Here is a 19267-nt window from a genome sequence, read left to right on the forward strand (position 1 = left end):
GCCAATAAGTTACAAAACTATTGCTCCAGAATCAACTTGTTGGACAGGTACATATAGCGGGTGTAATTTTTAGATCGCTCCCCTGCATATTCATAGGCCTTTCCAAAATGAAAGGTCGCTTTTTCCTGATCTTTGGCTTTGATGTAATATTCCCCCATGGCCAAATTGGCGATCCAATTGTTGGGCTCCTTTTGAAGCATTTCCGACAAGAGTTCATAGGTCTTTTGCATGTCGCCTTCCAGCAACATAAAGCTCAACGGATAATAATAGAAATAAGGGAACCCTTTCCCCAAAGACAATGCCTGATCTTCATATTTTTTACTCTCTGCATTTTTGCCCTGTTGGGCCAACAACTGGGATTTAAGCATGGTATTTCGGAACTCTGCCCCAATTTCTAAGGACTTGTCTACATAGGACAATGCCTCTGCTACCTTCGAGGGATCTACAGCAACTGTCAATTGGGCTATTTTTACGTAATCGTCCACGGTTTTTTCTTCTTTGACCTTTAAGTCCGCTAGCACGTTGGCATTGACATCCACGGAGATTTCAACTCCGCAGCTTACGGTGGACCACTTTAATTCCAAATGGGCGGACTGGGGTTGCAAATCGTTGAATTCGTATCGCAGATTTTCTTGATACGGACTTATCGAAGGAGTTGCCGTCACCCGTAGGGCATCCTCTTCTTTCTTATAACTGAAACTTCCCCAGTTTTCGGAATTCTTTGAAAAAATGAAAACCCATTCGTTTTCCTTTACAAAAATGTGCAGTCCGTACTTTCCTTTGGCCAGTGGTTGACCTTGGATTTTCACATCGTGTGTAAATTCTACTGTTGTATTTTGATTGGAACCGGCTCTCCATGGATATTCCACCCCATCCACAACAAAATCGTAGGGAACAATGCCACCAAAAATCGTTCGTTGTTTGGCATAAGGGCTATGGTAGACTACCGTTACATCCGTGGTGCCAATACGTTGGGTAATGCTTGCCCTTTGACTCACCTTGGTGGCCACCAGCATATCTTGGGCATGTGATATCCATACCCCGGTAAGGGCAAAACAAAGGCTGAACAATTTTAGTTTTAATTTCATGATTGCGTTTTAAGATTGATTTATTTGATTTTCAGCCCTTCTAAATCCATGAACCTACCAGTGACAAGCCATCCACCAAAATCCTCGGAGACAGCCAACAGGAGGGTGTTCTTTCCTTTCTTTAAATCGAGATAAACAGCATCAAAAAGTCCAATGGTGCCCAGATATCTATAATCCCTGCTTCGAAAGCGATTGTTTCCCTTGTAGATGGGTTTGTTGTTCAAAAAAGCCACCACCCTGTCGCTGTAGCCAAAATCGAAAAGTTTGATTTGATCTTTGTCCGAAGTAATGGTCAACTTGGCAATAACCGTATTTCCCGGAACATCGCCATCAAGCTTAACGACCCTGGCTATATTTGCAGCAACACCTTCTTCCACATATATCTTTTTGTTCCATTTAAGGCGAGATATTAAGGCGTCAATATTATCCAGATTGTCCAACTCCTTTTCCTCAAACTTATCAGAAACCGTCCATTCCTTGATCACATTTTCAATGGGTTCCCGAGTTCCTGGATTGAAATTCTCAATGACTGGTGTTTGATGGTCTATTTTGATATTGGCTATATGAAAGCCACGGAAAAGTCCGCCTGAAAAACTGACCTCTCCAGCTTTGGGTTCGTGGAACAGCTGCCAAGATAAATGAGGTGTTTCTGAATGGTCCAAAAATACCTGTGCCCTTCGGTCATTGACCACAATCTTCACATGCGTCCAGGTGTCGAAGTTGTATTTATGCGGAAAGGAATATTTTGGGCCAAAGTAAAATTGCCAATTGGCAAGTCCGTTGGTAACGGGTGTAGCTTGGTTGGCATCTGCGTTTCCGGATTGGTGTGGCCGGATGTAAAACTGCTCGGCATCATCCTCGTTGATTCTAAAGTATACTCCAGGGAAACCACGGTCTTCAGTGATATAGATGTCGTATTCAATAGTACCATTCAAAAAGGAAACATCCTTAAGACCTACGGTACCGCCTTTGAAATATATGGTTTCCTCTCCCTTAAATTGTTCGAACATAAAGGAATTGGAATTGACTTTCAAGTGGACCGTATCCAAAGGAACCACCTTCTGTCCGAGGACAAAAACGAGATTAAACAATAAAAAAACGGGCAATAGGAATGTTTTAATCATGACTGAATGTTTTTTGATGTTCCAAAGCTCCTTTAAGCGCGCCAAAATCCAAAAACAAGTTGGTTCAAGTTCATTCATTCCGGTTCAGACAGCGAATTTTTTGTGATCTTTACACCACAAATCCCAATCATGTATCCGGAAGAAAAATTGGTGCGGAAATGTTTGTTGCAAATTGAGGAAAGCCTAGGTTGGGGCCCGTCCCAAGATTGGCACAACGATGTATTTATTGAGCTCAGCGAGCGCATTCAACAGCGCACCAAAGTACTGCTGAGTCCGGTTACTTTAAAGCGGGTTTGGGGTCGAATCGATTACCAGAGTGCTCCCAGCAAAACCACATTAAACACTTTGGCCCAGTTTGCAGGATTTGAAAATTGGCGGGATTTTAAGGGTGCATCACCATCCAAAACAAAACATCCGTTGCTAAAGGTGGTCAATGCCAATCTTGGTGTGATCATGCTGAGTGCTTCAGTCATGACTGTGATCTTTATCTCGTTTTTCTCCCTAAAAGGGACCAGTAACGATAACACTACCATTGATCCTGAATCCATCGTATTCAAAAGCAAACCCATAGCCAAAGGACTTCCCAACTCGGTGGTTTTCGATTTGGATTTAGGTGAAATCAGTTCAGACAGTATCCACATTCAGCAGTATTGGGATCCCACCAAAACCATAAGTCTTAAACCTGGACAGACCCAAGCCACGGGCCAATACTATTCTCCTGGCTATTTTAGGGCCAAACTTTTGGTGGATGGCAAGCCCATTAAGCAACATGATCTCTTTATCAAATCCGAAGGGTGGTTGGGTACTTTGGATTACCAACCCATTCCCAAGTATATAACAGCTGAGGAAATCGATGATGGAAAACTCTCGTTTCCCAAAGTCGTCCATAACGAAGTAATCAAAAATGAACAACCCATAAACACCACCTACCATTTGGTCCAGGATTTTGATTCGATTTCTGGAGATAATTTTGTGCTTAGGTCTTCCCTCCAAAATGTGTATCGGGATAAATGGGCCGTATGTCAGAAAAGCTATGTGATTGTATTGGGAACCAAGGGTGCGATGGTGTTTTCCTTTTCCATACCCGGCTGCAGTTCCGATTTGGGGGTGATGATGAACGATGTATACCTAAGCGGAAAAGAACACGACCTTTCTGGATTGGGGCTTGATTTATCCCAGCCACGTGATATTACAATTCGGGTCAAGGATAAGCAGGTCGAGATTTTTGCGGCAGACGCATCCCTCTTCACAGGAAGCTACAACCAAAGCGTCGGCAGGGTTGTCGGTGTTAGGTATCGATTCTTGGGTCTTGGGGAAGTGATTAATAGCCAACTTCAGGACATTGATGGTAATATCCAGCTTGATCTACTCTGAATGTCCTGTCTGTCTGGGTAGCACCTCTTCTGGAAAAGGGAATAGAATGGTCGAATTTTTCTCAGCAGCAATGTTGGAAAGGGTTTGATACAATCTCAATTTGATGGCAGATGGCGACCGATCTATCTGCAACCCTGCCTCCAATAGTTTGGCAGCTGCCTGCTCCTCTGCTTCGGCCAAAATAATCCTCGCCCTACGTGAACGTTCGGCCTCTGCTTGGTTGGCCATCATTCGTTTCATATTTTCAGGAAGCTGAATGTCCTTAATCTTAACATCAATGATTTCAATACCCCAATGATGGGTTTCGGTTTCTACAATACTTTTTATGTTTTTTCCCATTTCCTCCCTTTTGGACAAAATGGTATCCAACTCCACCTTTCCGCAAACGTCCCTAAGCGCTGCCTGCGAAAGTTGGGTAATCGCAAAATCGTACTCCTCTACCTCCAAAACCGCTTTTTCTGGATTATTGATCTTAAAAAACACTACTCCGTCAATACTTGAGGGAACATTATCCTCTGTCATCACCTCCTGGGATGATATATTGATAGTAATTACACGAATATCCACCACCTGAATGGTTTCAACCAAGGGAATGATCCATCGGAACCCAGGTTGCAAGGTTTTTACATATTTCCCAAATCGAAATTTTAGGGCGCGCTTGTATTCAAAAACAATCCGTATTCCCGCCAAGAGAATGACACCTAATACAATACTGAAGAATAGTGGCAAGTTCATTTTTCGCTGTTTTTTATTAATGGACCATTCTTGGAAGTCCCTCTATAAGTTACGAAAAAATGCTGTAGAATAAAACCCAAACTACTGAATATCAATAACAAAACAATATTTTTCACTTGAATGTTTATTTTAACTTTGCGATAGCATGCAAGTAGCACCATCCAAACATCTGGCCCGAGTAATCAAGCATTACCTTTTTATTGATGGAGTCCAGGGTCCCGTAGGTTTGCAACAGCTTCGCTTTTTTACAGATGGGAATGCCAATTTGGTCTTTAGATTGAGGGAAACCAAACTTGCCCAAGGTTCATTTGAAAATCAAGGAGGCCCTTTTATTGTTGGTGGCATAAAAACGAACAAGAACTTTGCTGTGCTTGGGGATTTTTCGGTAATCATAGTGGTATTTCAACCTACTGGACTTTATCAGCTGACCGGAATCCCCTCTTATGAATTGGGCCAGGAAACCATATATGGTACCTCTGTATTGGATTCATCAATTACCACACTTCAAGAACAATTGGAATCCTGTTACAAGGCCGAACAGCAGGTAGACTTATTGGATGCTTATTTTCTGGGCTGTATCCAAAAAGGCATCCACCCCATGGACTATCGATTTTCAGAAGTCGTAAAATCTATTCTAAATGCAAGGGGTCAATCCAAAGTTGGGCAACTGTCCAAAGGCTACCAATATACCGAAAGAAGCTTGCAGCGGGCTTTTAAAAAGTATCTGGGAATGCCTCCCAGGGAGTACCTTCGGATTGTTCGATTTCATAACTTTTTGGGGTTCTTGAACCTAGAATCAGATTACGCCACACTTACTTCCATAGGACTAACAGCTGGGTATTATGACCAATCCCATTCCATTCGGGATTTTAAGGATTTTACTTCCTTAACTCCCAAAGAGTACGTGGCCAAGACTAACCGTCTGGCAACCAACCTTGTTTGCCTGACTTAGGATTATTTGTCGGGTTCGTACAATTTTGGTGAGGGTAATAAATCTAATATTGCGGTTTAAACAGTTCAATACAATGAAAAATCTAAACCTTGCCGTTGCACAATTTCAGCCTAAAGATGGGGACAAAGTGTATAATTTATCTCGAATTCGAAAGCTTACCGAAAAGGCTAAATCCAAAGGCGCGGATATCATTAGCTTCCACGAAATGTGCGTTACAGCCTATACGTTTACCAAAGATCTTTCTCGAAAAGACATGATAGAGCTGGCAGAAGAAGTTCCCAACGGCTCTTCTACTTCGGAACTGATCCAGATTGCCACTGAATTTGACATTCCCATTCTAGCTGGTTTGGTGGAAAAGTCAGGGGACAGCATTTTCAACACCTATATCTGCGTTACCAAAAACGGTATTGTTGCGAGGTATAGAAAACTACATCCTTTTATAAGTAAACATATGGCCGCAGGCGCGGAATACTCTGTATTTGATCTAATGGGATGGAAATTCGGAATTCTGATATGTTATGACAACAATGTTATTGAAAATGTAAGGGCAACAAGCCTTTTGGGCGCCGAACTGATTTTTGCACCGCATGTTACCTGCTGTACGCCCTCCAATATGCCGGGGCGAGGTTATGTAGAGGACAGGTTTTGGAAAAATCGTTATATAGACCCAGCATCCCTACGAGTCGAATTCGATGGTCCAAAGGGTCGCGGTTGGTTAATGCGATGGCTTCCGGCCAGGGCATATGACAATGGAGTGTATTATGCGTTTTCAAATCCCATTGGATACGATGGTGAACATTTAAAAAATGGCAACTCCATGATTTTGGATCCGTACGGCGAGGTATTATCAGAAGTTAAATCGTTTGAAGATGATATCACAGTAGCCCGAATCACTAAAGACAAAATCCCGCTTTCTGGCGGTTGGAGGTATAAAAATGCACGTAGGCCAGAACTTTATCGGGATATCATTGGTCAACCTCATGAATCCGAAACAAGTCCCGTATGGCTAAAATGAAAAATCAATAGCCTACATTTAAATTTTTAAACTGTTAGGATTACTATTTCCTATTAAAGGAAAACTGCAGGATGTTTAGAGTAAACTCTTAAGGCTTGTTGGTTACGACCAATTCATCATTTTCCCAAACGCCGCTGGCCACAATATCGCCTTTTTTACCATAGAAAGCTCCTTCGCCCATGCGTTCATCGTCTTTCCATAGACCGACAAATTTTTCTCCATTGGGCCAGTGGTATGTTCCTTTACCTGAGCGCTTGTCATTCACGTAGGACCCTGTGTAATGCTGTCCATCTGCCCAGTAAAATGACCCTTCCCCGTGACGCTGATTGTCCTTCCATTCACCTACGTAACGGCTGCCCGTGTTTAATATGGCTACGCCATAGCCATTGGCTTTACCATCTTTTACTTGACCGACGTAGTGCATTAAACTTCCCTTGCTATTGGTGAACGTAAGATACTCTCCAGATGATTTTCTGCGCAATTGCTTTTGCATACGCGCAATTTGAACCTTGGACTTTTCCAAAGCAAAATTAAGGGAGTCATATTGGTGAATCTCTTTAGGTGCAGATTCAAGAATTGTAGTCAACGAATCCAATTGATGCTGTAAATCCAATACTTCGTCATTCTGCTTTGGCTGCGCTTTAAGTGCCATCATTTTCTGCGTCAAAGCGATTCGCAATTTCAATTCTGCCTCTTCGGACAATAGATGTTCTTCGTATTTTTCTTGATAGGCCTCCAAGGCTTGGGAATAGTCATCTCCATCTATAATCATGGCATCAATCTCAGATAAGTTGGGCTCATCCATTTCCGTAGCGTTTGCCAATTCCTCAATCTCCTGGTTTTTAATGAGCAATTCCTCTTGCAGATTCTTGGTTTTCAGAAAATAAAAACCGCCCAACAAAAAGGTAAGGCCAAAAAGGATGTAGGTGAGTTGATTTAGTCTTTTTTTCATGATGGATTTGAATGACTTCCTAACATATACGTTGCTAATCGTCAAAATGGATCTCCGGAAGCTTATTTTTTACTTTTCTGATATCCGGTGAGAAGTAAACATGGAATCGCATAGTCCAACTTTGCTTGTAGATTCCCCCATTGTCAAGGGTCTGCCCTTGGGAGTACATCAGTCCACCTGCAATGGTCAAACGGGGCGTCAAAATATAGCCCAAAGTGGTAGTCAAACGCAGGTCTTCCATGGGACTGGCCACGACAGCCTTGCCGCTTTGCATAATAAGCTCTGCCTCTGGGGAAACGTATAGGGTTTTCGGTTCCAACTTATAGTTGTTCAACGGGATTTTGGCCCGAAACATATAACGCCAACGGTTTCTAAATATGTATTCGCTGTTTTCGGCAAAGTCCTGGGTCCAGCGGTGCTCTATTCTTAACCTATGATAAATCATGGAATTATAGAGCGGCATGGCAAATTGGTACTGGTGCCAAATCCTGAATTCGGGAACCACAGGGCGATCATCGGAATCCTCATCCGTATTGAAGTTGACCCTAAGCACCCCACCCAAGCTAAAATTCACCTTTTTGGAGTAGATGTATCCAATGGCGTGTCGGTTATAAATCTGTCCTATCTGACCTATAAAGGGAGTGTCCTCGGTTTCCTCAAAACGAAAATGTGTCTGGGCATCCCAAAATAACCGTTTTGAGATTCGGATATTGCCATAGGTGTTGAACCAAACCTTGGTTGTAGGGTCTTTATACTTGGATTCGGAAGGTAAAACCTGTTCATCCTGTGCTTGTATGTTGAAAACTACCAACAATAAAGCCGCAATCCATCCGGAGTGTTTGCTAAAATACTTCATGCTAGTTTTCCAGTGGTTGAAGGTTGAACAATTCCAAAATGGTATTCGGGTTCTTTTCTTTGCGAAGTTTACGTTCCAATTTATGGGTGTCTTCTTCCCTTAGTTCCAACATCCGTTTATGAAGCGCAGTAAACAGCTGATCTAGGCTCTTCGCTTTATCGCAATTCAGTTCACCGCTGGCTTCATTCACCAAGAATGGAATCAAGACATTTCTATAGGCTGAAGTAATCCTTTTCTTTACTTCTTCCTCCATCAAATTGGCCATGAAAGGATTCCAAACTGCATCCTTATAGGCTTCCTGAATTTCCAATTCCCTTTCCGGAAGGGCCGCCAAATTTTGGGACAAACTTTTAAGGGTTTCCAGACAAGGGACCAATTGCTTGGCTTCTTCCAGTTTTCCTTCAGTAGCCGCTGAGCTTGAATAGGCATTTAATTTGTTCTCCGCAATTGACTTTATATGCAGAATGGCGGTTCCATAGGTTCCAGAAGTATCCAAGGAATCCACCATTTGGTTTAGGCTATTGATTTGGGCTATCATCTGCTCTTCCAAGGCCACAAATTCTTGTTGCTGCTGCTCGTTCTTTACTTTTTCGTACAGAATGGTGGCTATATGGTCCAAACTTACTTTGGCATAAGATGACATTTGAGCTAAGGCTTCCATCACCTCGCCCTCAAAATTGAAGTCATTGGCATTCGGGCCTTCAAAAGTTCTTTCAGATTCGTCTATGACAATTGTTGTTGAAGGTTTGCCATTTGGAAACAAACGTTGTGCAAGTAAATCCCGATCCAAATAATCCAAGATTCCCAACTCACTAAAGTGAACAACCTTATCCAGTGGATCTAAGAAAGATGCCTTGATTTTTTCCACTGCCGAATACAAGAACTGGGCTTCGCTATCCGAACGCCTTAGCAGATTCAGCTGGGTGTTTTCCAATAACCCCTTAGCCACTTTGGAAGAATGTCCATACTCTTTTTGGATAGCCTCAAGTCCATTTCTTTCCAAGGAATCCAAGGGAAAGTAGGGAACCTTTACCTTAAACAGGGGTAAAAATTGGGACTTGCCCAATTGTGATAGGATATCATCCAATTTTTTATAGTGCGCAGCATTTTCCGCCAGGAGTTTGTTGATTCCATCCCTTAATCCTTCAGCTTGTTCCCTTTCCAATTGAAGCTTTAAAATTTTGGAGAACCGCTTATCCAGATTAATGGTTCTAGCGGCCTTGAACGGACCTTGGAAAACAGCAATCGTAGTGTCATCCAATCGTATTTGGGTAAGCACGCCCTCGTTAAAAGACCAAGTCTCTGTGCTTTCATCCCCAAACAAGGTCCAGCTATCGTGCGCCAGCCCATCCCTTAAAAAGCGACCGACCAAGGTACTTTGCTTGCCCTCAATTCTAAAACTCTGTTGTGGTACACCGTTATTATAGGTTATCTGGCTTCGGAACAGGGTTTCCTTAACTTCTGAATCTTCAATTTGCTGTTCGGAAATAATCCAAAGCCCATCTGGTCTTCCCATTTGAATATCTCCTTGGGCCTGATGCTGGATCCCATCCACATTGACCCGATATTGAAATCCGACCACTTCGGTTTTTTGGTCTGATTCAAATTCTCCAAACTGGAAGTTCCATGGACCGTTGGGAAATCCGTTTTCAAAAGCGCCGGTAAAAGAGAAGGTTTTGTCTTTTTGGTCCAAAAGGGCGTCCAAATTGGAACGCTTCATGCTAAAAGGACCTTGGAGTAAGGTGTCCCCGTCAATAATCTGATAGGTGTAATCTACCTCACCTACAAAGCTGGCTACTTGAAAAGGGCCTGTATACCTCAGTTTTTCTTGAGCTTGAATCGACCAAGAAAACAATAGCCCCAAAAGTAAAACCGCCAAGAATTTTGGTTGTCTGGTTGGTTTCACGCGAATAGGTATTTTGTTGTTTAGTGTTCTCGCGATCTATTTCCCATAAAGCGCGATGCCCTATATACGTGAAGTGAAGCTACTTTGGATTGCGACTTTTGGATTTTAACTCAATCCACACAATTTTGCTCTACCACCACTGCTTAACTTCCTGGTTTTTAATCAAATCCAGCTCAATCATAGAACCGATTTCCGGAGCAATCAACGGAATACCCAAACTTTTGGCCTTTTTAGTGACACGCTCAATGGGATCTGTCCACGAGTGCAAAGCCAATTTAAATCCACCCCAATGAATGGGCATTATGGTTTCAGCTCTTAAGTCTATTCCTGCCTGGGCGGTCTCCTCAGGAAACATGTGGATATCCGGCCACATTTTGTTGTACTGCCCACATTCCAGCATGGCAAAATCAAACGGGCCGTAGGCCTCCCCTATTTCCTTAAAATGGGTGGAATAACCACTGTCTCCACTAAAGAAAATCCGTTCTGTCTCTGACTTAATTACCCAAGAAGCCCATAAGGTACTTTGACCATTGTTCATCTTTCGACCCGAAAAATGCTGGGCGGGGGTGCAAACAAAATCCAGTCCGTCCAAGGATGTTTCTTTCCACCAATCCAACTCCTCAATCTTGTCCTTGGCAACACCCCATGCCTCCAAGTGCACGCCAACACCCAAGGGCACATAAAAGCGGTCAACTTTATCCTTCAGTTTTTTAATGGATTCGTAATCCAAGTGATCATAATGATCATGTGAAATCAAGACTGCGTCAATTTTAGGGAGTTTTTCTATGGATATGGGCAACTCGGGGTTAAAACGTTTGGAGCCCATCATGGGATGTGGCGCTGGCACTGCACCCAACATAGGGTCTATTAGGATATTTTTGCCACTCATCTGCAGCAGAAAGGCTGAGTGTCCAAACCAAATCAACTGGGTACCTTTGGTTTGCGAAACAATTTCAAGGGAATCCACTTTGTGCAATGGTGGTTCCATTTCCGGTCTTCCGTTTTCAACTTTCTGAAAAAAGAACTTTCGGGCAATGGACAGCATCTCCCCAAAACTAGCTTCTTTGGGTACGTCCTTTTTATTCTTGAAGGTTCCGTCCTTAAACTGAGGTGAATATGCATATTGTTTTTGACGCTCTTCGGATACGTCACCCCCGAAGGAGGGATAAAAGTTAACAAAAGCCAGATAGGCAATTACCAAAAGAGCAATTAGTATTCCAATGGATAACAACATTCGCTTTAAAATCTTTATTAGTTTTTTCAACTCATTATAATTAAGGGTTCTGGACGAGAGCGTTGATAGCTCTATTTTCCAAATGTTTCATTTTTTGGGAATGGAACAGCGTATGGATCATGGCCTGACCAATTTTTGTTGTGGTCGTGATGTTTTTGGACTTTTTCATTAAAGGAAAAAAAGGTCTGGTAATTACATAAAAGGCATTGTACCATCCTGTACGGGATTTAATCCCTTTTTCCGGAATAATGCCTCCTGGCCTGAAAGCGTAGGCATCCTTAAACCCTTTATTCAAGATGTAGTTTTCCGTTTTCCCTTTTACCCTAGCCCACATGGTGCGGCCTTTTTCGCTACTATCCGTTCCAGTACCTGAAACATAATTGAATACCATATCTGGATTCAGATCAAAAAGCATATCTGCAAACTTTTTGGTCATAGTAAAAGTAATATGGCTGTATGTCTCCTCATTCAGCCCCAAGACAGAAACGCCCATACAATAAAAGCAAGCGTCGTATCCCTCCAATTGCTCCTTGACCGATTCCAATTCCATAAAATCCTTCAACAGGATTTCCTTTAGTTTTGGATGTTCAATTCCCAACGGACTTCGGTTGATGACCAGAACTTCGGATATTCGCTCATCCTCAAGGCATTCCAATAGTACACCTTTACCCACCATGCCAGTGGCGCCGGTAATTATTACTTTTTTCATTTTGTTAATTCTGCGTTCGGTATTGTGCGGGACTCAAGCCCGTTTTTGACTTGAAAAGTTTGCTGAAATGCTGAGGATATTCAAATCCCAGATCATAGGCAATCTCGCTTATGGAATCGGTGGAACCAAGCAAGCGATTCTTGGCCCTATTTACCACAAACCCATGGATGTGATCCTTGGCGCTTTTGCCCGTTTCCTTTTTAAGCAGATCACTTAAGTAATTGGGTGACATGTTAAGCTTCTCCCCACAGTATTTTACGGAAGGAACACCTATTTCTGAAGCCTTACCAGAGTTGAAGTATTCCTTTAACAGCGATTCAAATTGGCTTACGTGATCTTGGTTTAAGTTGGTTCGAACATAAAACTGCCGATCATAGTATCTAGTGCAATAGTTCAACAACAACTCTATATTGGAAACAATAAGCTTTTGACTGTGCTTATCTATGTTCTGCTGGTATTCCAAAACAATTTTCCTTACTAAATCACTCACCATAAGCTGTTCCTCTTCGGAAAGATGCAAAGCTTCGTTTACTTCGTAACCAAAAAAGGAGTATTGGCTTATGGTTTTCCCAAGTTCTGACTTTCGAATCAGATCTGGGTGGAACAACATCATCCATCCTTTGGAGTCGGCACAAATATTTTCTGAGGTACCGTGAATGACTTGTTGCGGTTTCATAAACACCATGGTGCCATCTGAAAAATCATAGGAGTTCCTACCATATTGAATGGATCCTTCAACCCCGTCTTTCAGGGATACCATATAGAGCTCTGATGAAAAGCGAAACCCTTCAAAGTCCATATTGCTTGGGAAATCCTTCATGTAAACTACCGACACAAGCGGATGTTTAGGTTTGGGAAAACCCATGATTTGATGGATTTTTTCAATGCTTTCTATGTGGATGATATCACTCATGGCTTTTCTAAATTACGTATTTCCTCGGGTTTTAAACCGCCGCCCGAACAGTGCCCGGGCGACAGCTTCAACCAAACATTAATCAAACAAACATTTATTATGCACTTTTGGCTGCATTACCCATCATTCTTATAATGGTTCTGTCAAAGAAGCGATCACTGAACCATTTTCTAAAGAACAAGGTCTGGGCCGCCATTTTTCCAGCTGCATATCTGGTTTTGGGTTTATTTACTTTCACTGCTTTGGATATTACTTCCGCAATCACCGCTGGAGGCGAACTTTTACCTGGACTGTAGGTGTCCTCCACTGCCGCGGTAATCAAATTGGCCAAGTCCGAATAAGCCCCATTTTTTGAGCGGGAAAAGTTATCGTTCATCACATCTCCAAACTCCGTTCTAATGGCGCCCGGCTCCACAATTACAACATCAATTCCAAACTTCTCCACTTCCAATCGGAGGCAATCGCTCCAGCCTTCCAAGGCGTGTTTTGTGGCATGGTACCAAGCACCAAGAGGACTGTATATTTTCCCACCAATGGAGCTTATGTTAATAATGGTTCCACTTTTTTGATTTCGCATGCTTGGAAGCACGGCCTTAGTCACTTCCGCCAAACCAAAAATGTTCACTTCAAACTGACGTTTGGCATCTTCATATGAAACATCTTCCACCGCTCCCCAAATGGCGAAACCGGCATTGTTAACGAGTACGTCCACACGATCTTCCTTTCTTAAGATGTTGGCAATTACCGCCTTTACCTGATCATGCTGGGTGACATCCATGGACATGGCATTTCCGCCAGCCTTGATCAAATCCTGCATGTTTTCCACTCTGCGGGCCAGACCATAAACGGTATGCCCTTCCTGAATTAATTGTAGGGCCGTGGCCTTACCTATGCCAGATGATGCACCTGTGACAATGATTACTTTTTTCATGATATATGTTTTAATGAAATGGTTTCCTTTCCAATTACAGGACAAAGGTAAAAGCGCTGTTTTCCAGACACGTATACATTTTACAGAATGATGTATACAAATTACTGTTGGGATTGGATGTAGGTGAAAATGGAAAGTGGGAAAGTGGGAAATGAAAAATTGAAAATGGAAAATGGAAAGTTGAAAATGGAAAATGGAAAGTGGAAAGTGGAAAATTGAACTTGAGGTTGAGGTTGAACTTTGTCACGAATCAAGTGAGGCAAATTGGAAATCCCATAGGACCACGGCCTTCAATTCAATCACAATGTAGGTTATACCTCTAAAAATAATGGGAATCCTACCCATGCGCCCACAATTTTTGTACATTGAAGACAAAACAACCTCCCGTGACAAGCGATTTAATCAACAAGGGCATACAAAGCTACAACGCGGGCAATTACGACGAGGCCATTTCTTATTTCTCGCAAGCTGCTGCCCAAGACCCTTCCAATGCCAGTTGTTATGGCAATCTGGGCTCCTGTTATCACATGAAAAAGGACTACCCACAAGCCATTACCCATTTTCAAAAGGCCCTATCACTGAATCCCAACCATGTACCGGCCCTTAAATCCTTGGGCAATGTATATTTTGAAACCCACAAGGACGATGAGGCTTTGGAATGTTATGAGAAAGCCATTGCCTTGGAGCCTTCAGATGCCAACACCCATCATTATTTGGGGGTGATCTATGCCAACAAACAGATCTATACAAAGGCAGCCCAAGCATATGAAAAAGCAGCCCTTCTGGCTCCAAAGCCTGAAACCTACAACGAGTTGGCCAATGCTCATTTCAAAATGTTTGAATTTGATATCGCCGCCCAGTTCTTTGAAAAGGCGATGAACCTTAAGCCATCGGACCCGCTATACCAAAACAATCTTAAGACAGCAAGGGAAGCCCATACCAATTTTTCCGTAGATCTACCCAAACTACGTTCACAACAGTTTAATGAAAAAGGAAATTCCTATCACCGAAGTGGGGAGTTTGACCAGGCCATTTTTTATTACCAAAAAGCAACCCTTGAAGCACCCAATGACCCAGTTTTACAGCGTAATTTAGCGGGGAGTTATACCGCGCAAAAAAATGACGAGGGTGCCCTACCCGCGTATCAAAGGGCAGTGGAAATTGATCCTAATGATGGCAATACCTATAACGACTTGGGCTGTTGCCTCATACGATTAAACCGATTTAAGGAGGCCATTGATGCTTTTGACAGGGCACTGAACATAGACCCCAACAACACCTATTACCGTCAAAATATCGATTATGCCAGACAGCAAGACCAACTGAGTCCTGATCAGATAGATACCCAGAAAGAAGCCACCAAACTCAATCAAATTGGGACAGATCTGTTCAGCCAAGCCAAGTATCAGGAAGCTTTAGGCTATTACCAAAGGGCGGTGGACCTTAATCCCAATGATGCCATTCTTGTTTTTAACCTGGCTAACGCCCTCTTCAACCTTGGCAGGCAGGAAGAAAGTCTACCTTATTTGAAAAGATCATTGGAACTGGACCCCAAAAATCTACCCGCTCTTAATTTGATGGGCAACATACAAACACACTTTAAACAATTTGACGAGGCTATTGCCACCTATAATAAGGCTTTGGAATTCAAAGATGATGCTGAAGCTTACAACAATCTGGGTAGTTGTTATTTTTCCATGCACCAATATGGGAAAGCAGCCGAGTATTTTCAAAAGGCCCTTGACCTAAGTCCGGACAATGAGGTTTACAAGACCAATGTTCAAATAACACGGTCCAACGAAAAAATCTACGGCGGACTACCCTCAGAAGTTGTAAAGGAAGTCATGGCTTTGAACCAACAGGCCATGAACGCATACAATCAAAAAGATTATTCTTTGGCCATTACGCTATTTGGGAAATATTTGGAACAGTTGCCCAATGATCCTTTGGGCAATTACAATCTGGCCACTGCCTATCATGCCCAAAGGGCATTTGATGCATCCATAGAATATTATGAAAAAGCCCTGAAGCTGGATCCAGGGTATGCGGACGCAGCCAATGCGTTAGGCAATGCTTTTAGGGACAAGGGAGATTTTAAAAAGGCGGCATCAGCCTATGAAAAGGCACTTGAAATTAATTCTTCGCATGCGGCCACCCATAAGGATATGGGATTCCTGTTCTTTAAACAGGATGAATTCAAAAAAGCCATTGCCCACTACTTAAAGGCTTCTGAATTGTTGCCCGATGCCCATGACATTCATAACCAATTGGGCTTTTGTTATTTTAAATTATATGGATTTACCAAATCCGCCTCGCATTTTCAAAAGGCAGCCGATTTGGATCCCTCCAACCCCACCTATAAGGACAACCTGAATGCCGCCTTGGCAGAAAAAGAAAAACATGGGGATGAACTGGATATGTCCGACAAGCCTTCTTTGGATGAAGTCATGAAAGAGGTGACCGCCATGATTGGCCTAAACAACATTAAACAGGATATCGATACTCTCACGAAGTTTACCAAAATTGAGAAACTAAGACGGGAAAAGGGCCTCTCCAAAAACCCAATAAGCATGCACACGGTATTTCTGGGACCTCCTGGTACTGGAAAGACCACCGTGGCTAGATTACTAGGTAAAATTTACCATGCTCTTGGCGTATTGTCCAGTGGTCATGTGGTAGAAGTGGATCGATCACAATTGGTAGCTTCCTTTGTGGGGCAAACGGCCCAAAAAACCAATGAAATTATTGATCAGGCTCTTGGTGGGATACTTTTTATTGATGAGGCCTACACTTTGAATAAAGGCGATTCTGTGGATTATGGAGTGGAGGCCATCGATACACTTTTGAAGCGAATGGAAGATGATCGTGATAAATTGATGGTTATAGTGGCCGGGTACCCCCAACCCATGCATAATTTTTTGGAAACCAATCCTGGTTTACGGTCCAGGTTTAACCGCTATTTCAATTTTATGGACTATAAACCGGAAGAGTTACTTGAAATCTTCAAACTGTTCTGTTCCAACAATTCCATGTCCATACACGATGATGCCGAACAAAAGCTATTCAGATACTTTAAGTATCTGCATGAAACCAAGGACGAAACCTTTGGCAACGCAAGAATGGTACGTAATTCGTTCGAAAAAATTATTCAAGCACAGTCATTAAGATTGGCAGATTATGGCCATATACCAGATGATGTGCTGTCCACATTGACCTTAAAGGATGTGGACAACGCTTTGGTAAACGAGTTCCAGGAAACGACAGAGGAATCTTTGGAAGAAGTACTGGAAGAGGTCCAGAAACTGGTGGGACTCAACAATGTTAAACAGGAAATCAATGCCTTAATCAACTTTATCAAGGTGGAAAAAATGAGGTCGGAACAAGGGATGTCCCCCACCAAACTGTCCCTCCATTTTGTATTTCAAGGCCCTCCAGGAACGGGTAAAACCACCGTTGCCCGGTTACTCGGTCGTATTTTTAAGGCTATGGGAATCATTGGCAAAGGACATGTAGTGGAGGTGGATCGCTCCAACCTTATTGGCCAATATGTTGGGCAAACCGCTCCAAAAACCAATGAAGTTATAGATTCGGCCTTGAATGGGGTGTTATTTATTGATGAGGCATATACCTTAAACTCTTCAGGCGGAGGTTCGGACTTTGGAGGAGAGGCCATAGCCACGCTTCTCAAACGAATGGAAGATGACAGGGACAGGTTGATTGTGGTTGTGGCAGGATATAAACATGACATGGATACCTTTATTAAATCCAATGCTGGTCTACAATCAAGATTTAACCGTTACCTTGATTTTACAGATTACACCCCCGAGGAATTGTTGCAGATATTCCATTTTTTCTGTTCATCCAACAATTATACCCTTGACGAGCAAAGCGAGTTGGCCTTGGCTTCATTTTTTACCCAGATTTACCAAAATAGGGATGGTAATTTTGGCAACGGCCGTTTGGTGCGCAATGTTTTTGAAAAGATTGTGGAGACACAGGCCAACCGAATCTCGGGCGAATCCAACATCAGCAATGAAGCATTGGTCGGCATCACCGCTGATGATGTTCATAACGCCTTGTCCCAGTTTACCGTTCCCAAAAAAGAAGGTAGGAAGGGGATTGGCTTTTTGGATTAACCTTGCTAAATCCCCCACTTTAACCCGAAAGAAATCCTGCTACGGTCCTTAAACTGCCCAAAAAGTTGGGATTCGTTCCCATAAAAAGCATGGGCATTTAGCAATAGCTGGGTATTGGTGTTGAGCCAATAGCTAAGTCTTGGAGTCACATATCCATCGCCATGGTTGGTGCTATGCACCCAAAGTACCTCGGCCTTAAGGCTGTCGTTCAAAAATTCCCTACTTCCCAACAGGGTCAGGTTGGTTTCCCAACGTTCCCGATTAAAGGGACTAATGGATTCCATCACCCATTCATTGAATAGTTGTCCACTTACTACATACTCCCCTTTAATAAAGTCCACCCCCAAAGCCGTTCTAAAGAAATCGGACTCTTCTACCCCACTGAGCGCATTGGAATCATCCGAGATAAAATTTTGCCCAAATACATAGGCCAACTCTCCCCGAAAAGTTGAGGAGCCAAATACTTTATTAAAAGTCCCACCCAATAATTGTTGCCTTTCGTATTCCGGATTAATGGAAACTGTAGGAGTGCCATCAACCATCTCAAAATTGGAATAGAAGGCAGGGAGATCATCGTAGTAATACAAGTAATTCAGAGACAAGTCCCAACCTTTGGTAAATGACGTAAGCTTCACTCCAAAATCGGAATCCATAAAAAACCGTCCAGGTTTGTTAGGAGTGTTCAATTGCGAAGAAACGCCTTCCGGAGGGCTTGGAAACAGACTTTTAGTAAAGAATGGTGCGTCAAAATCTTGAGTGATATGATAGGTGTTATCAGGTATCCAAACCAGTTGCACGCCAATATCCTTAATATCGAACTCGGCCTTTACCGACCAAAGTGGTATACGACTATCCTCAAAATCATCAAGTATAAACTCCCTGAAATTCTGTGGGTTCACCACATCCAGTAATTTGATGCCATCCGTCTCGCCCCAGACTATCTGCTGTTTGCCCAAGGTTAAACCTAAACCTTTTAGCCGTGCATGGTAATACAGTTCCCGAAGCTCCAAATTGGTATGCTTGTCCAAAAATAACCTTTGGTTAAAATTCCCTACGGTATGCTGATCGGGGATGCCCGCTTCTAGATTGTCCATGAACTCGCTATACATCTGTCCACGGAATACCAGCTTAGAACGTCTATTGAATTTATACGTTAACTCTGGTTTAATAATCCATTCCGACTTCTGCAATTGACCAGAATCAAATTCGTAAGAGGTTTCTGTTGCAACCACCAAGCTGGGATTCAACTTGTCCCAAAACGTTTTCCTGGGCTGCTCCTGTGCCAAGCCCAATAGGCCCAGCAGCAGGAACAACTTCGGAAGTATTTTTGAAATTTTCATAA

15 protein-coding genes are annotated in these 19267 nt (G+C 42.7%); 4 read left to right on the top strand and 11 right to left on the bottom strand.

Features of this window, described 5'->3' with window-relative positions; genetic code table 11:
• Positions 1 to 17: 17 nt before the first annotated feature.
• Together ACOOE0_RS14985 and ACOOE0_RS14990 are read right to left on the bottom strand one after the other, a co-directional pair.
• Complete coding sequence (locus tag ACOOE0_RS14985) at positions 18 to 1088, bottom strand: DUF2911 domain-containing protein (protein ID WP_420399716.1); 1071 nt, start codon at positions 1086 to 1088, stop codon at positions 18 to 20.
• A 20-nt stretch (positions 1089 to 1108) separates the two neighbouring features.
• Complete coding sequence (locus ACOOE0_RS14990; RefSeq protein WP_420399717.1) at positions 1109 to 2212, bottom strand: hypothetical protein; 1104 nt, start codon at positions 2210 to 2212, stop codon at positions 1109 to 1111.
• Positions 2213 to 2341: 129 nt separating this feature from the next.
• Here ACOOE0_RS14990 and ACOOE0_RS14995 point away from each other — a divergent pair, with 129 nt between their 5' ends.
• A complete protein-coding gene (locus ACOOE0_RS14995) occupies positions 2342 to 3586 on the top strand; it encodes a hypothetical protein (RefSeq protein WP_420399718.1) in 1245 nt (414 codons plus the stop codon).
• On the opposite strand, the gene ACOOE0_RS15000 is transcribed toward ACOOE0_RS14995, so the two are convergent.
• Positions 3578 to 4321, bottom strand: a complete 744-nt coding sequence (locus ACOOE0_RS15000; protein ID WP_420399719.1) for a slipin family protein — start codon at positions 4319 to 4321, stop codon at positions 3578 to 3580. The two genes, ACOOE0_RS14995 and ACOOE0_RS15000, sit on opposite strands and share 9 nt — an antisense overlap.
• Before the next feature lie 145 nt (positions 4322 to 4466).
• On the opposite strand from ACOOE0_RS15000, the gene ACOOE0_RS15005 reads away from it, so the two are divergent.
• Both ACOOE0_RS15005 and ACOOE0_RS15010 read left to right on the top strand, forming a co-directional pair.
• Positions 4467 to 5273, top strand: coding sequence for an AraC family transcriptional regulator (locus ACOOE0_RS15005; RefSeq protein WP_420399720.1), 807 nt, complete (start codon positions 4467 to 4469; stop codon positions 5271 to 5273).
• Between the two features lie 73 nt (positions 5274 to 5346).
• Positions 5347 to 6288, top strand: coding sequence for a nitrilase family protein (locus ACOOE0_RS15010; RefSeq protein WP_420399721.1), 942 nt, complete (start codon positions 5347 to 5349; stop codon positions 6286 to 6288).
• Between the two features lie 88 nt (positions 6289 to 6376).
• On the opposite strand, the gene ACOOE0_RS15015 is transcribed toward ACOOE0_RS15010, so the two are convergent.
• The 7 genes from ACOOE0_RS15015 to ACOOE0_RS15045 form a co-directional block, all read right to left on the bottom strand.
• A complete protein-coding gene (locus ACOOE0_RS15015) occupies positions 6377 to 7240 on the bottom strand; it encodes a hypothetical protein (protein ID WP_420399722.1) in 864 nt (287 codons plus the stop codon).
• Positions 7241 to 7274: 34 nt separating this feature from the next.
• Entirely contained in the window at positions 7275 to 8096 is an 822-nt protein-coding gene (locus tag ACOOE0_RS15020; RefSeq protein WP_420399723.1) for a DUF2490 domain-containing protein, read from the bottom strand.
• 1 nt (position 8097) lies between these two features.
• Positions 8098 to 10002 (bottom strand): hypothetical protein, encoded by a 1905-nt coding sequence (locus tag ACOOE0_RS15025; protein ID WP_420399724.1) that lies wholly within the window; start codon positions 10000 to 10002, stop codon positions 8098 to 8100.
• Between the two features lie 130 nt (positions 10003 to 10132).
• Positions 10133 to 11266, bottom strand: a complete 1134-nt coding sequence (locus tag ACOOE0_RS15030; protein ID WP_420399725.1) for an MBL fold metallo-hydrolase — start codon at positions 11264 to 11266, stop codon at positions 10133 to 10135.
• A gap of 10 nt (positions 11267 to 11276) precedes the next feature.
• Complete coding sequence (locus tag ACOOE0_RS15035) at positions 11277 to 11945, bottom strand: NAD-dependent epimerase/dehydratase family protein (RefSeq protein WP_420399726.1); 669 nt, start codon at positions 11943 to 11945, stop codon at positions 11277 to 11279.
• Positions 11946 to 11949: 4 nt separating this feature from the next.
• Positions 11950 to 12858, bottom strand: coding sequence for a helix-turn-helix domain-containing protein (locus ACOOE0_RS15040; protein WP_420399727.1), 909 nt, complete (start codon positions 12856 to 12858; stop codon positions 11950 to 11952).
• Positions 12859 to 12955: 97 nt separating this feature from the next.
• Positions 12956 to 13789, bottom strand: a complete 834-nt coding sequence (locus ACOOE0_RS15045) for an oxidoreductase (RefSeq protein WP_420399728.1) — start codon at positions 13787 to 13789, stop codon at positions 12956 to 12958.
• A 386-nt stretch (positions 13790 to 14175) separates the two neighbouring features.
• Here ACOOE0_RS15045 and ACOOE0_RS15050 point away from each other — a divergent pair, with 386 nt between their 5' ends.
• A complete protein-coding gene (locus tag ACOOE0_RS15050) occupies positions 14176 to 17925 on the top strand; it encodes a tetratricopeptide repeat protein (protein ID WP_420399729.1) in 3750 nt (1249 codons plus the stop codon).
• A gap of 5 nt (positions 17926 to 17930) precedes the next feature.
• On the opposite strand, the gene ACOOE0_RS15055 is transcribed toward ACOOE0_RS15050, so the two are convergent.
• Entirely contained in the window at positions 17931 to 19265 is a 1335-nt protein-coding gene (locus ACOOE0_RS15055) for a DUF1302 family protein (protein WP_420399730.1), read from the bottom strand.
• Positions 19266 to 19267: the final 2 nt, after the last annotated feature.

Origin of the sequence: Flagellimonas sp., from assembly GCF_965215805.1 — a bacterium.
In the GTDB taxonomy this organism is placed as follows: domain Bacteria; phylum Bacteroidota; class Bacteroidia; order Flavobacteriales; family Flavobacteriaceae; genus Flagellimonas.

Bases quoted from the DNA above. Each gene is read 5' to 3' on its own strand.
- ACOOE0_RS15000 (WP_420399719.1), bottom strand. From the start codon at position 4,321: ATGAACTTGCCACTATTCTTCAGTATTGTATTAGGTGTCATTCTCTTG.
- ACOOE0_RS15055 (WP_420399730.1), bottom strand. From the start codon at position 19,265: ATGAAAATTTCAAAAATACTTCCGAAGTTGTTCCTGCTGCTGGGCCTA.
- ACOOE0_RS15005 (WP_420399720.1), top strand. From the start codon at position 4,467: ATGCAAGTAGCACCATCCAAACATCTGGCCCGAGTAATCAAGCATTAC.
- ACOOE0_RS15040 (WP_420399727.1), bottom strand. From the start codon at position 12,858: ATGAGTGATATCATCCACATAGAAAGCATTGAAAAAATCCATCAAATC.
- ACOOE0_RS14990 (WP_420399717.1), bottom strand. From the start codon at position 2,212: ATGATTAAAACATTCCTATTGCCCGTTTTTTTATTGTTTAATCTCGTT.
- ACOOE0_RS15035 (WP_420399726.1), bottom strand. From the start codon at position 11,945: ATGAAAAAAGTAATAATTACCGGCGCCACTGGCATGGTGGGTAAAGGT.
- ACOOE0_RS15010 (WP_420399721.1), top strand. From the start codon at position 5,347: ATGAAAAATCTAAACCTTGCCGTTGCACAATTTCAGCCTAAAGATGGG.
- ACOOE0_RS14995 (WP_420399718.1), top strand. From the start codon at position 2,342: ATGTATCCGGAAGAAAAATTGGTGCGGAAATGTTTGTTGCAAATTGAG.
- ACOOE0_RS15015 (WP_420399722.1), bottom strand. From the start codon at position 7,240: ATGAAAAAAAGACTAAATCAACTCACCTACATCCTTTTTGGCCTTACC.
- ACOOE0_RS14985 (WP_420399716.1), bottom strand. From the start codon at position 1,088: ATGAAATTAAAACTAAAATTGTTCAGCCTTTGTTTTGCCCTTACCGGG.
- ACOOE0_RS15020 (WP_420399723.1), bottom strand. From the start codon at position 8,096: ATGAAGTATTTTAGCAAACACTCCGGATGGATTGCGGCTTTATTGTTG.
- ACOOE0_RS15045 (WP_420399728.1), bottom strand. From the start codon at position 13,789: ATGAAAAAAGTAATCATTGTCACAGGTGCATCATCTGGCATAGGTAAG.